Source organism: Pseudomonas sp. SWRI68, from assembly GCF_014269165.1.
Classification (GTDB): domain Bacteria; phylum Pseudomonadota; class Gammaproteobacteria; order Pseudomonadales; family Pseudomonadaceae; genus Aquipseudomonas; species Aquipseudomonas capeferrum.
The window spans coordinates 145331-158427 of the sequence record NZ_JABWRU010000001.1 but is presented as its reverse complement, the minus strand read 5'-3'; the positions used below and the strand labels follow the sequence as shown (position 1 = coordinate 158427).

Annotated in this window: 12 protein-coding genes; 11 read left to right on the top strand and 1 reads right to left on the bottom strand. The window is 64.2% G+C overall.

Annotated features, from left to right (window positions below; translation table 11 throughout):
- Window positions 1–18 precede the first annotated feature (18 nt).
- The 10 genes from HU770_RS00730 (at window position 19) to HU770_RS00685 (ending at window position 12177) form a co-directional block, all read left to right on the top strand.
- The gene (locus HU770_RS00730) at window positions 19–918 is read left to right on the top strand and encodes a chemotaxis protein (protein WP_186662897.1); all 900 of its coding nucleotides are present in this window, start codon (window positions 19–21) and stop codon (window positions 916–918) included.
- A gap of 88 nt (window positions 919–1006) precedes the next feature.
- Window positions 1007–1318: a hypothetical protein gene (locus tag HU770_RS00725; protein WP_033701241.1), complete on the top strand. Its 312-nt coding sequence runs from the start codon at window positions 1007–1009 to the stop codon at window positions 1316–1318.
- The gene (locus HU770_RS00720; RefSeq protein ID WP_186662896.1) at window positions 1315–2049 is read left to right on the top strand and encodes a YkgJ family cysteine cluster protein; all 735 of its coding nucleotides are present in this window, start codon (window positions 1315–1317) and stop codon (window positions 2047–2049) included. The genes HU770_RS00725 and HU770_RS00720 overlap by 4 nt, the downstream gene beginning before the upstream one ends.
- Before the next feature lie 232 nt (window positions 2050–2281).
- Window positions 2282–3445 (top strand): efflux RND transporter periplasmic adaptor subunit, encoded by a 1164-nt coding sequence (locus tag HU770_RS00715; protein ID WP_186662895.1) that lies wholly within the window; start codon window positions 2282–2284, stop codon window positions 3443–3445.
- Window positions 3442–6534: a multidrug efflux RND transporter permease subunit gene (locus HU770_RS00710; RefSeq protein ID WP_186662894.1), complete on the top strand. Its 3093-nt coding sequence runs from the start codon at window positions 3442–3444 to the stop codon at window positions 6532–6534. Before HU770_RS00715 ends, HU770_RS00710 begins: the two co-directional genes overlap by 4 nt.
- Window positions 6535–6543: 9 nt before the next feature.
- Complete coding sequence (locus HU770_RS00705; protein ID WP_186661069.1) at window positions 6544–7218, top strand: heavy metal response regulator transcription factor; 675 nt, start codon at window positions 6544–6546, stop codon at window positions 7216–7218.
- Window positions 7193–8605, top strand: a complete 1413-nt coding sequence (locus HU770_RS00700; protein WP_186661071.1) for a heavy metal sensor histidine kinase — start codon at window positions 7193–7195, stop codon at window positions 8603–8605. The genes HU770_RS00705 and HU770_RS00700 overlap by 26 nt, the downstream gene beginning before the upstream one ends.
- 130 nt (window positions 8606–8735) lie before the next feature.
- Window positions 8736–8960, top strand: a complete 225-nt coding sequence (locus tag HU770_RS00695) for a hypothetical protein (protein WP_033701248.1) — start codon at window positions 8736–8738, stop codon at window positions 8958–8960.
- A gap of 204 nt (window positions 8961–9164) precedes the next feature.
- Entirely contained in the window at window positions 9165–10499 is a 1335-nt protein-coding gene (locus HU770_RS00690; protein ID WP_095064026.1) for an OprD family porin, read from the top strand.
- A 181-nt stretch (window positions 10500–10680) separates the two neighbouring features.
- A complete protein-coding gene (locus HU770_RS00685) occupies window positions 10681–12177 on the top strand; it encodes a sensor domain-containing diguanylate cyclase (RefSeq protein WP_186662893.1) in 1497 nt (498 codons plus the stop codon).
- Here HU770_RS00685 and HU770_RS00680 read toward each other — a convergent pair.
- Window positions 12174–12650, bottom strand: a complete 477-nt coding sequence (locus HU770_RS00680) for a PA2169 family four-helix-bundle protein (protein WP_186660213.1) — start codon at window positions 12648–12650, stop codon at window positions 12174–12176. The genes HU770_RS00685 and HU770_RS00680 overlap by 4 nt on opposite strands.
- A 201-nt stretch (window positions 12651–12851) precedes the next feature.
- On the opposite strand from HU770_RS00680, the gene HU770_RS00675 reads away from it, so the two are divergent.
- Window positions 12852–13073, top strand: coding sequence for a DUF3820 family protein (locus HU770_RS00675; protein WP_095064025.1), 222 nt, complete (start codon window positions 12852–12854; stop codon window positions 13071–13073).
- The last annotated feature ends 24 nt before the right edge of the window (window positions 13074–13097 follow it).

Genomic DNA, 13097 nt, shown 5'->3' with positions numbered 1-13097 from the left:
ATTCCCACGAAGGTCACCATGGCCACGCAAAATGCCCGCGCGGATTCGCTGTCCTTGCTGCTGTTCACCCTGCGCAGCGGCAAGCTGATGGCAATCAACCTGCTCAAGGTCAGCGAGATCATCCCCTGCCCTTCACTGACCAAGCTGCCCGAATCGCACCCCCATGTGAAAGGTGTGGCCACCCTGCGCGGCAACTCGCTGTCGGTCATCGACCTGTCCCGCGCCATCGGCGAGCGCCCGCTGGCCGACCCGGACGGCGGCTGCCTGATCGTCACCGAGATCAGCCGCTCGCGCCAAGGCCTGCATGTACAGGCCGTGAGCCGCATCGTGCATTGCCTGAGCACCGACATCAAACCGCCGCCCTTCGGTTCGGGCAACCGCTCGTTCATCACCGGCGTGACCCGGGTCGACAACGCGCTGGTGCAGGTACTGGACATCGAGAAGGTCATCCATGCCATCGCCCCGCCTGCCGCCGAGCCACAGCACGGCGCCCTGACCGAAGAAGACGCGAGCCTGCTGGCCGTCGCCAACATCCTGGTGGTGGACGACAGCCAGGTGGCCTTGCAGCAGTCGGTGCACACCCTGCGCAACCTGGGCATCGAATGCCATACCGCACGCAGTGCCAAGGATGCCATCAACGTGTTGTTGGAACTGCAGGGCACCGCGCAGGAGATCAACATCATCGTCTCCGATATCGAGATGTCCGAAATGGACGGCTATGCTTTCACCCGTACCCTGCGTGAAACGCCCGATTTTCAGCACCTGTATATCCTGCTGCACACCTCGCTCGACAGCGCCATGAGCAGCGAAAAAGCCAGGCTGGCGGGGGCCAATGCCATCCTTACCAAGTTCTCCTCGCCGGAGCTGACCGATTGCCTGGTAGTGGCGGCGCGGGCAGTGGTGTTTGCCGAGCGTTGATACATCAAGCGACAAACTCCCCGGCTTGCCGTCGGGGGTGACTCGGGCATAATTCGCTCCCCTCGGAAGATATTTGCCGGAATCGCGTATGAAGTTTTTCAGCTCCCTCCTAGTCGCCTGCGCGCTGTTCAGCGGTGTCGCCCAGGCCTCCAGCAGCCAGGCCTGGAACGAGCAGCGCCAGCAGATGCTCAAGGCGTGCCTTGCCGCCAGCCAGTTCAAGGACGCCCATGCGCGCGGCAAGCCCGCCGAATTCGACGACCAGGTCGGCATGAGTGCCCTGCTGATCGAAGGCGTCTACCCGCAAAAGCACATGCAGCAACGTAGCGGCACCGAATTGTGCCTTTACGACCGCCAGCACCAGCGCGCGTTCGTCAGCGAATGGAACCCGGAAGCCAAGTGACCGACAACCTGCGTTTCGCCTGCACCGGCTGCGGCAAGTGCTGCACCGGCCACCATGTGCCGCTGACCCTCGACGAGGCGCGCCAGTGGGCGGGGGCTGGGGGCCAGGTGGTGGTATTGATAGAAGCCTTCGTGGCCGATGGCCCGGGCATGCCGGAGGAGCAACGCGAGCATGTGCTGCGCCGCTCTCACCCGGTGGCCTGCGGCGACACGGTCGCTCGCGTCTCGGTGACCTTCGCGGCCTTCAACCCGGGGCGCTGTCGCAACCTCGACGACAATGACCTGTGCACCATTTACGACACGCGCCCGCTGGTCTGTCGCATCTACCCGGTGGAAATCAACCCGCATATTCCGCTGCGACCCGAGAACAAGGACTGCCCGACCGAGGCTTGGCAGCAGGGGCCGGCGCTGATTCATGGCAGCCAGCTGGCCGACGCGGGGCTGGCGGCGCTGGTGGAGGCTTCGCGCCAGGCGGATCGTGATGACATCGCGGCCAAGGTTGCGGTTTGCCAGGCGTTGGGCATGACTACCAGTGCGCTGAAAGGGAACGGGTTTACGGCTTATCTGCCGGAGATGGGGGCTTTTGCGACAGCGTTGGCGCAGGTGCCAGAGGATAATGGGGCGCGGTGGACGCTGCATGTGCAGGATGAAGCGTTGACGGCCAGTTTGCGGGGGATTGGGCTGAGCACGACCTCTGAAACGCCGGTTTATTACGCGTTTATTGGGTTTTGAGGGGGTAACGCGGATTGCGGGGGGGGGCCGGGTGCATGGCTTGGGCCTTGTGGCGGATTCGAGATCGAGCGCCGCCCGCGCGGCGCTCGATTTCCGCCCCACCACAAAACCGTCGCCAAACCCGAAACTGTCACCGCTGTCAGCCAGCCGTCATGCTGCCGACCCTCTCCGGGGGCTATAAGCTTGAGTACAGAAAACCGTCTCCCCCTTCTGGCCAAGGTGCCCGCCCTCGATGCGACGTCCGTCCCGCTCTGTCACCCTTGCCGCCTTGGCGCTGCTCATTCTGGTAGCGCTGGGCGTCTGGTTCAGCCAGCGTCAACCAGCGCCCGCCCCCCGCGCCCAGGCAGCGATCCCCGTGCGCGTGGTCAGCGTCACCCAACAAGACGTGCCGCGCTATGCCAGCGCCATCGGTTCGGTGCTGTCGCTGCACAGCGTCGAAATCCGCGCACAGGTGGAAGGCGTGCTGACCCAGGTGCTGGTCAAGGAAGGCCAATGGGTAAAGGAAGGCGACCTGCTGGCCACCCTCGACGACCGCTCGATCCGCGCCAGCCTCGACCAGGCGCGCGCGCAGCTCGGGCAGAGCCAGGCGCAGATCCAGGTCGCCGGTGTCGACCTCAAGCGCTACCGCCTGCTGAGTACCGATGACGGGGTATCCAAGCAAACCCTCGACCAGCAGCAGGCCCTGGTCAACCAGTTGCAGGCCACGGTCAAGGGCAACCAGGCCGCCATCGCCAACGCCGAAGTACAACTGTCCTACACGCAGATCCGCTCACCGGTGACCGGCCGGGTCGGTATCCGTAACGTCGACCCCGGCAACCTGGTACGCAGCAGCGACACCCAGGGCCTGTTCAGCGTGACCCAGATCGACCCGATCGCCGTCGAGTTCGCCCTGCCGCAACAGATGCTGCCCACCCTGCAAAGCCTGCTCAAGGCGCCCAGCCCGTCGCTGGTGCAGGCCTACATGGACGCCGACGGCGAACGCAGCCTGCTCGGTGAAGGCCACCTGGCGCTGATCGACAACCAGATTTCGGCGACCACGGGCACGGTGCGGGTAAAGGCCGAATTCGACAACAAGGACGGGCGCCTGTGGCCCGGCCAACTGGTCACCGTTCGCTTGCGCACGGCAATGCAAGAAGACGCCCTGGTGGTGCCGCCACCCGTGGTGCAGCGCGGCGTCGACGGCCATTTCGTGTATCGCCTGGACGGTGACAAGGTGACCAGCGTGCCGGTCAAGGTGCTGTACCAGAACAGCGGGCTGAACGTTATCGCCGGGGTCAAGGCAGGCGAGCGCCTGGTGCTCGACGGCCAGTCGCGGCTCAAGCCTGGGTCGCGGGTCGAAGTCACCACCGATGCGCCGGCCCCCGCAGAAATGGCCGACGGCCGGGGCCAGCCATGAACGCGCGCAACGGGGTTTCGGCCTGGTGCATCGACCACCCGATCGCTACCTTGCTGCTGACCTTCGCTCTGGTGATGCTGGGGGCCATCGCCTTCCCCCGCCTGCCGGTGGCACCGCTGCCCGAGGCCGACTTTCCGACCATTCAGGTCACTGCCCAGTTGCCAGGGGCCAGCCCGGAAACCATGGCCTCGTCGGTGGCCACGCCGCTGGAGGTGCAGTTCAGTGCCATCCCCGGCATGACCCAGATGACCAGCAGCAGCGCGCTGGGGTCGACCAACCTGATTCTGCAGTTCACCCTCGACAAGAACATCGACACGGCGGCCCAGGAAGTCCAGGCCGCGATCAACACCGCCACTGCCCGCTTGCCGCAAGACCTGCCCAACCCGCCGACCTGGCGCAAGGTCAACCCGGCCGACAGCCCGGTGCTGGTGCTGACTGTCAGCTCGAACCAGATGCCCGGCAATGACCTGAGCGATTACACCGAAACCCTGCTGGCACGCCAACTGAGCCAGATCGACGGGGTCGGCCTGATCAATATCACCGGGCAATTGCGCCCCGCCATCCGCGTGCAGGCGCAACCGGAGAAGCTGGCAGCCATCGGCCTGACCCTCGCCGACCTGCGCCTGGCCATCCAGCAGACCAGCCTCAACCTGGCCAAGGGCGCGCTGTACGGCGAGCACAGCGTGTCGACTCTCGCGGCCAACGACCAGCTGTTCCACCCCGAGGACTACGCCCAGCTGATCGTCTCGTACCGCGACGGCGCGCCGGTGCACCTGCGCGACGTGGCCAAGGTGATCAACGGCGCCGAAAACGCCTACGTCAAGGCCTGGTCCGGCGACCAGCCTGGGCTGAACCTGGTGATCTTTCGCCAGCCCGGTGCCAATATCGTCGACACCGTGGACCGGGTGCTGGCGGCCCTGCCCAAGCTGCAGGAAATGCTCCCCGCTTCGATCGAGGTGTCGGTCCTGCAGGACCGCACCCAAACCATCCGCGCCTCGCTGCACGAAGTGGAGCTGACCCTGATGATCGCTGTGGCCCTGGTGATCGGGGTCATGGCGCTGTTCCTGCGTCAATGGTCGGCGACCCTGGTGGTGTCCAGCGTGCTCGGGGTGTCGCTGATTGCCAGTTGCGCGCTGATGTACGTACTCGGTTTCAGCCTGAACAACCTGACCCTGGTGGCCATCGTCATTTCGGTGGGGTTCGTGGTGGACGATGCCATCGTCGTGGTGGAAAACATCCACCGCCATCTCGAAGCGGGGGACGACAGCCGCACGGCGGCACTCAAGGGCGCCGGCGAAATCGGCTTTACCGTGGTGTCGATCAGTTTCTCGCTGATTGCCGCCTTCATCCCGCTGCTGTTCATGGGCGGGGTGGTCGGGCGCCTGTTCAAGGAGTTTGCCCTGACCGCCACGGCCACCATCCTGATTTCGGTGGTGGTCTCGCTGACCCTGGCACCCACCCTCTGCGCGTTGTTCATGCGCCGCCCGGCCGGCGAGCAGCACGGCGGCTTTGGCGAGCGCCTGGTGAGGTGGTACGAAAAAGGCCTGAACCACGCCCTGGCCCATCAGCGCCTGACCCTCGGCGTGTTCGGCCTGACTCTGGCCCTGGCCGTGGTGGGTTACGTGGCCATCCCCAAGGGCTTCTTCCCGCTGCAGGACACTGGCTTCATTCTCGGCACCAGCGAAGCGGCAGCGGACGTGTCGTACCCTTCGATGATCGAAAAGCACCAGGCCCTGGCCAAGATCATCGAGGCTGACCCGGCCGTGCGTGCGTTTTCGCACTCGGTCGGCGTCACCGGCAGCAACCAGACCATCGCCAATGGCCGCTTCTGGATCGCCCTCAAGCCTCGCGGCGAGCGCGATGTCTCGGCCAGCGAGCTGATCGACCGGCTGCGCCCCAAGCTCGCCAAGGTGCCGGGCATCGTCCTGTACATGCGCGCCGGCCAGGACATCAACCTCAGTTCCGGCCCGTCGCGCACCCAGTACCAGTACGTGCTCAAGAGCAACGACGGCGTGGCACTGAACCTGTGGACCCAGCGCCTGACCGACCGCCTGCGTGAAAGCCCGGCACTGCGCGACCTGTCCAACGACCTGCAACTGGGAGCCAGCGTCACCCGCATCGACATCGACCGCCAGGCCGCCGCGCGCTTCGGCCTGACCACCACCGACGTCGACCAGGCGCTGTACGACGCCTTCGGCCAACGGCAGATCAGCGAATTCCAGACCGAGACCAACCAGTACAAAGTGATCCTCGAACTGGACGCGCGCCAGCGTGGCAAGGCCGAGAGCCTCAACTACTTCTACCTGCGCTCGCCCCTGAGCAACGAGATGGTGCCGTTGTCCGCCGTGGCCCACGTTGCCGCGCCCAGCACCGGGCCGCTGTCGATCAGCCACGATGGGTTGTTCCCAGCTGCCAACCTGTCGTTCAACCTGGCCCCGGGCGTGGCCTTGGGCGATGCGGTGAGCATCCTGGAGCGGACCCAGCGCGAACTGGGCATGCCCGACTCGATCAGCGGCAACTTCCAGGGCGCGGCCCGGGCCTTCCAGAGCTCGCTGTCGAGCCAGCCGTGGCTGATCCTCGCCGCCCTGGTGGCGGTGTACATCATCCTCGGGGTGCTCTACGAGAGCTTTGTCCACCCGCTGACCATCATCTCGACCCTGCCCTCAGCGGGCCTGGGCGCGCTGATCCTGCTCTGGGCCATGGGCCAGGACTTCAGCATCATGGGCTTGATCGGCGTGGTGCTGCTGATCGGCATCGTCAAGAAAAACGGCATCCTCTTGATCGACTTCGCCCTTGAAGCCCAGCGCCATCACGGCATGACGCCCGAGCAGGCGATCCACCAGGCCTGCCTGACGCGCTTTCGGCCGATCATCATGACCACCCTGGCCGCGCTGCTCGGCGCGGTGCCGCTGATGTTCGGTTTCGGCGCCGGTGCCGAGCTGCGCCAACCGCTGGGCATTGCCGTGGTCGGCGGGTTGCTGGTGAGCCAGGCCCTGACGCTGTTCACCACCCCAGTCATATACTTGGCCCTGGAGCGCCTGTTCCATCGCCGTCGGGCCGCCAACGCGGCCGCGCCAAGTGCCAGTTGAGACAAGACCATGCGTGTGCTGATCATCGAAGACGAAGAAAAAACCGCCGATTACCTGCATCGCGGCCTCAGCGAGCAAGGCTTTACCGTGGACCTGGCGCGTGACGGTATCGACGGCCTGCACCTGGCCCTGGAAGGTGACTATGCGGTAATCGTGCTCGACGTGATGCTGCCGGGCCTGGACGGCTACGGCGTGCTGCGCGCCTTGCGGGCGCGCAAGCAGACGCCGGTGATCATGCTGACCGCCCGCGAGCGGGTTGAAGACCGCATCCATGGCCTGCGCGAAGGGGCCGATGATTACCTGGGCAAACCCTTTTCCTTCCTCGAACTGGTCGCCCGCCTGCAGGCCCTGACCCGCCGCAGCAGCAGCCACGAACCGCTGCAGATACAGGTCGCCGACCTGTGGATCGACCTGATGGCACGTAAGGCCAGCCGGGGCGGCCAACGCCTGGACCTGACCGCCAAGGAGTTCTCGCTGCTCAGCGTGCTGGCCCGCCGCCAGGGCGAAATCCTGTCCAAGACCGCGATTGCCGAGCTGGTCTGGGACATCAACTTCGACAGTGACGCGAATGTCGTCGAAGTGGCGATCAAACGCCTGCGCGCCAAGCTCGACGGGCCATTCGACCACAAGCTGCTGCACACCATCCGAGGCATGGGCTATGTCCTGGAAAGCCGTGCGGGCTAACTCCATCGCACTGCGCCTGTCGGCGCTGTTCATCCTGGTGGCGGTGGGCGTGTTCCTGCTGATCGGTACGGCGCTGTACCGCCAGGTGGACCGCAGCCTCGACCTGCTGCCGGCCGCCGAGCTGGATGCGCGTTTCAGTGTGCTGGAGTCCACCCTCAACCGTTTCGGCACGGCCGATCACTGGGCCAAGGTCAGCAACAAGCTCAACCTGCTCAGTGAAGAGGACAAGCGCATCCGCTTCTGGGTGGTCAGCAGCGACCCGGCCTACGACTATGGCCACCCCAGCGAGCTGGTTCGCGCGTTTGCCGAAGGCCCGCCGGGCATGCGCGACCTGCGCCTGCCCGGCCAGCCCTACCCTTACAAGGTGCTGGTCAGCGAGTTGCCGGCGCTGGCCGAGCGCCCACCGCTGCGCTTTCTGATCGGCATCGACACCGAGACCTTCTGGCAGGCGCAGCACAGCCTGCTGGTGGCCATCGTTGGCTTGGCGGTGCTCGGCGTGCTGCTGGCCTCGGTGCTCGGCTACTGGGTGGCGCGCATCGGCCTGCGCCCGCTGCTGGCACTGTCCAACGAAGCCCAGGCATTGGCGCCGCCACGCCTGGACGGGCGCCTGCAAACCCACGACCTGGCCCCGGAACTGGCGCAGTTCGCCGGGGCCTTCAACGCCGCGCTCGACCGGGTCAGCCAGGCCTACTCACGGCTGGAGGCGTTCAACGCCGACGTCGCCCACGAGCTGCGCTCGCCGCTGACCAACCTGATTGGCCAGACCCAGGTGGCACTGACCCGCGGCCGCAGCGCCGAGCACTACTTCGAAGTGCTGCAATCGAACCTCGAAGAACTGGAGCGCCTGCGCAGCATCATCAACGACATGCTGTTCCTGGCCAGCGCCGACCAGGGCAGCAAGGCCACCGCACTGACCCAGGCCTCGCTGGCCGAGGAAGTGGCGACCACGCTGGACTACCTGGACTACATCCTCGAAGACGCACAGGTCCGCGTCGCGGTCAGTGGCGATGCCCAGGCGCCCATCGAGAAAGCCCAGCTGCGCCGGGCGCTGATCAACCTGCTGAACAATGCCGTGCAGCACACCGCGCCCAACCAGGTGATCCAGGTGCGGATCGACAGCGGGCCGAGCCAGGTCAGCATCGCCGTGAGCAACCCGGGGCCGGCGATCGAAGACGCACACCTGCCGCTGCTGTTCGAGCGCTTCTATCGGGTGGATGCAGCGCGCAGCAACAGTGGGGGTGGCAACCATGGTTTGGGCTTGGCCATCGTCAAGGCGATTGCGTTGATGCATGGCGGCGAGGTTTTTGTGCGCAGCGAGGCAGGCGCCAACACCTTCGGCATTCGCCTGCCAAGCGCTCAACTGCGCGGGTTTGCCGCAGAAGCCTGAGCTTTCGCCGCATGATCGTTACCTTTTGCGCAACAGTGCTTATCGTACTTCGCTCTGTTTAAAGTGCCCTGAAGGGACTAACTTTAGCCCTGTCCTCATTAGCACTTGCATCGCAAGAAGGTAGTTTCAAATGTCCAACAGTATGGGTATTGCCAGCGTCTTCGTCCTGTCTTCCCTGTTGTTGTCGCCCCTGGCCATGGCCGAAGAATCCCCGGCTTTCGTCGCCCGTAATGCAGAGCTCGCCGCCGTCCATCAAGAGGCCCGCGACGCTGTAGCCGCACAACAGGCCGACGCCGTAAAAGACGCAAACCAGACAGCTTCCAAGGTGTCCAGCGACGCCAATGCCGACAGCTGATCGGCCGCCGTACCTGCTCCCGTTTTCCCTTGGCTACGCCATGGGCACCGTAGGTGCCGATATGTTAGCCTTTTAAAGCCGCTGCCAATCAGCGGCTTTTTTTATGTGTTTTAACTATCAGCCCGGCGGTAACGTCACCCATAAGAAAGTTGCACATTCAAAAATAAAAACTGCCCCACCGTCAGACCAAAGGAGCTAGTACCGGTGCCTTCCGCGTTTCGTTTTACCCCGTTGTTCATTGCATTGACTGCAACGATGCCTTTCGCCGCCCAGGCAGATGAAGACAAGGCTGATGGCTTCATCGAAGGGTCTTCCCTGAACCTGCATTTTCGTAATGCCTACTTCAACCGCGACAACCACAATGCCGGCGCGCGCGACACCCGCGAGTGGGGCCAGGGCGCAGTGGCGCGCTTCGAGTCGGGCTATACCCCCGGCGTGATCGGCTTCGGCGTGGACGCCCATGCCATGCTGGGCCTCAAGCTCGATGGCGGTGGCGGCCATGCTGGCACCAGCATTCTGCCGCAGCATGTGAAGGACGACGGCGAACTGGGCGCGGCCCCGCATTCGTTCTCTACCGCAGGTGCAGCGGTCAAACTGAAGGGTTTTGACACCGAGCTGAAGGCCGGTGACCTGTTCCTCACCAACCCGGTGATCGCCGGTGGCGAAACCCGCATGCTGCCGCAGACCTTCCGCGGTGTGAGCCTGACCAACACCAGCATCGACGGCCTGCTGCTCGAAGGCGGCCAGGTCAGCTTCACCAAGCCGTACAACCAGAGCGGCCACCGCCGCATCGACACCTACTACGGCTCGCTGGACGAACACGACAAGAGCAAGCACCTGAACTGGGCCGGCGCAGCGTGGAGCGGTAGCGAAAACATCACCGCCAACCTGTACGCCGCCGAGCTGAAGGACATCTGGAACCAGTACTACGCCGACTTCGACTACACCTATGTGGTCAACGACCTGGTCAGCCTCAACCCGGGTGTGCACTTCTATCACACCCAAGACACCGGCCAGGCCCTGCTGGGCAAGATCGACAACAACACCTACAGCGTGCACTTCACCGTCAACGCCGGCTTCCACAGCGTCACGGCTGCCTACCAGCGGGTCAATGGCGATACGCCGTTCGACTACATCAACCTGGGCGACAGCGTGTACCTGGACAACTCGCGCATGTACTCGGACTTCAACGCGCCCAACGAGCGCTCGTGGAAGCTGCAATACGGCTACGACTTCGCAGGCCTGGGCATCCCCGGCCTGAGCACGACGCTGTCGTACTCGCGCGGCGAGGCAGACCTGACCAAAGCCGACCAGAACAACACCCACTACGACTACTACCGCGCCGATGGCAAGAATGCCATGCACTGGGAGCGTGACCTGGACGTGAAATACGTGTTCCAGGAAGGCGACTTCAAGGACCTCTCGGTGCTGGTGCGTTACGCCGCCCACCGGGGCAGCCAGGGCTATGCGTCGATCGACAGCAACAGCGACAACGACGAACTGCGGGTGATCGTCGATTATCCGTTGAACGTGTTCTGACCTGAGTTAGGCGCGAGGGCGACGCTGATAGGGGATTAGGGGCGGGCGGCGCTCGATCTCACAGGCACCGCCCCCTTCCAGCCAAACACGCGCGTGATTCCGTCGGACAAATCTTGTCCGACAATCCCCAGTTCCCTAGAATGGCGCCGCCGCGAATGGCCCTGCCTCAGCAGTAGCGAGCATGCTCACCCGATCACCGCGTTTCGCACTCTACAGGTCGCACCCCGAGCTGATCCTCAACCTGGGCAGTTGCCTTGCCGTGCTCGCCATCGTGGCCATCGTCAGTTACCTGCTGGCCCGTGAGCGCGAAAGCGTCGAACTGTCGGCCATCCGCGCCTCCAACAACATCGTCCAACTGATCGAAAGCGACATCCTGCGCAACGCCGAACTTTACGATCAGTCGTTGCAGGGCTTGATCTGGGCGGTCGGGCGCAAGGAACTGCCGGAGATCCCCGGTGCGCTACGCCAACGCCTGTTGTTCAATGAAGCGTTCGTCGACCGCAAGCGCGGTGACGTGCTCTGGCTCGACAAGCAAGGCAACGTGGTGGGCGATTCCACCAGCACCGTACCGCGCAAGGCCAACTTCAGCGACACCGGGGTGTTCCAGGCCCATTTACACAATGCCGACCTCGGCTTGCTGGTTGGCCCGCCGTTCAAGGCCAGGCTGGGCGACCTGGACTGGTGCATCAGTTTCAGCCGGCGCATCTCCGGCCCCGATGGCGAGTTTGCCGGCCTGGTGGCGGGCGCCCTGCGCCTTTCGTACTTCAGCGAACTGTTCAAGCGCCTGGACATCGGCGATGACAGCAGCATCAACCTGTTCAATACCGACGGCCAACTGCTGGCCCGCCAGCCCACGCGCCCGCAAGACCCGCTGATCGGCACCCACTATGCCGAGCGGCCCAACTTCAAGCGCATCCTTGGCGAGCGCAGTGGCAGCTTCACTGCCCACTCCGCCACCCACGGCACCTCACGCATGTACACCTTCGCCCACGTGGCCGACTTGCCACTGATCGTGTTGGTGGTGCACTCGGCCGACGAAGTGTTCCAGTCGTGGCGGCGTACCGCGATTGTGGTCGGCGTGGCCACGGGCGTGCTGTGCATGGGCCTGCTCTGGCTGACCTTGTTGCTAGGCCGCGAACTGCGCCGTCGCCACGAGGCCGAGCAGGGCCTGGCGACACTGGCTGCCACCGATAGCCTGACCGGCCTGGCCAACCGCCGTCGGCTGGATCAGGTGCTGCGCCTGGAGTGGGCGCGCGCGCAACGCAACCACAAACCGTTGGCAGTGCTGATGGTGGATGTGGACCATTTCAAAGCGTTCAACCAACGCCACGGCCATGCCGGGGGTGACCATGCACTGCGTGAAGTAGCCAAGTGCATCGAGGCCTGCATCAGGCGGCCGGCGGACTTGGCGGCGCGTTATGGTGGGGAGGAGTTTCAGGTGATCTTGCCCGAGACCGATCTGGCCGGGGCGCGGCTGCTGGCCGAACGTATTCGCAGCAGCGTGGCGGCGCTGGCGCCGTTTGCCAATGACACCCGGGCAGTGACGGTGAGCATTGGCATTGGCCTGTACGAAGCAGGCCCCCAGCACGATCTGGCGAGCGTACTGAGGGCTGCGGACGAGGCGCTCTACCGGGCCAAGGCCAATGGCCGCAACCGGGTAGAGGGGCCTACGCTTTAGGAACGGGCGCGGGCGGCGTTACGCAGTGCCTTGACCTGGTCGTGGTTACGCTGCACACCTTGCAGCTGTCTCTCTACCAGGGTGTAAGTCTGATCGCTGGCGGTACGGCCCAGTTTGACCAGTTTCTCACGGGCTTCCTTGTAGGCTTTCAGGGCATGGTCCTCGCCCCGCTCGACCTCGTTCAGCACGGCCTCTTCATCCTTGCCGGTGACCATCGCCTTGAGGTTGACCCAGCCACGGTGCAGGTCACCGCTGATGCTGGTGGATGTCTCAGGGTCGCCACCCAGGCGGCGTACTTCGCTTTGCAGCTCGCCGGCGGCGTTGCCACATTCACCGGCACGCTGGACGAAGAAGGCTTTCAGCTCGGGGTTTTTCACATCTTCGGCCGAGGCCTTGAAGCCTTTTTCGCCATCCTTGCTGTATTCGATCAAGTCGTTGAGCACATCGATCACGTCTTTGTTGGGGTTGCTCATGTTCACGAACTCCTTGGCAGGTGATAGTCATCTGTAATGGAGCAGCGTTCGTGCCAACCCTCGACTTAGAATTAAATCCTTTTAAATCAATTAGTTAAATAACAGCCCAGCCATGCTCGAAGCGGCGTTCTGCATGATTGCCGCTTGGGCCTTCGTGCAGATTGCAGTATGGTCGGCGCTTTTCCACAGCCAGGTGCGCCGATGAAACCGGAAACCCTCGAACTGCTGGTCACCCGGACCATGCCCTTTGGCAAGTATCAAGGCCGCATCATTGCCGACTTGCCGGGCGACTACCTGGCCTGGTTCGCGCGCAAGGGCTTCCCGGCCGGGGAACTGGGGGGGTTGTTGGCGCTGATGCATGAAGTCGATCATAACGGGCTGATGGACTTGCTGGAGCCGTTGCGGCGTAAACATCAGCGGTAGGCAGGGGGCTGCTGCGCAGCCCCA

Coding starts and splice junctions, on each gene's coding strand:
- HU770_RS00730 (WP_186662897.1), top strand. CDS start 19: ATGGCCACGCAAAATGCCCGCGCGGATTCGCTGTCCTTGCTGCTGTTC.
- HU770_RS00725 (WP_033701241.1), top strand. CDS start 1,007: ATGAAGTTTTTCAGCTCCCTCCTAGTCGCCTGCGCGCTGTTCAGCGGT.
- HU770_RS00715 (WP_186662895.1), top strand. CDS start 2,282: ATGCGACGTCCGTCCCGCTCTGTCACCCTTGCCGCCTTGGCGCTGCTC.
- HU770_RS00710 (WP_186662894.1), top strand. CDS start 3,442: ATGAACGCGCGCAACGGGGTTTCGGCCTGGTGCATCGACCACCCGATC.
- HU770_RS00705 (WP_186661069.1), top strand. CDS start 6,544: ATGCGTGTGCTGATCATCGAAGACGAAGAAAAAACCGCCGATTACCTG.
- HU770_RS00700 (WP_186661071.1), top strand. CDS start 7,193: ATGTCCTGGAAAGCCGTGCGGGCTAACTCCATCGCACTGCGCCTGTCG.
- HU770_RS00695 (WP_033701248.1), top strand. CDS start 8,736: ATGTCCAACAGTATGGGTATTGCCAGCGTCTTCGTCCTGTCTTCCCTG.
- HU770_RS00685 (WP_186662893.1), top strand. CDS start 10,681: ATGCTCACCCGATCACCGCGTTTCGCACTCTACAGGTCGCACCCCGAG.
- HU770_RS00680 (WP_186660213.1), bottom strand. CDS start 12,650: ATGAGCAACCCCAACAAAGACGTGATCGATGTGCTCAACGACTTGATC.
- HU770_RS00675 (WP_095064025.1), top strand. CDS start 12,852: ATGAAACCGGAAACCCTCGAACTGCTGGTCACCCGGACCATGCCCTTT.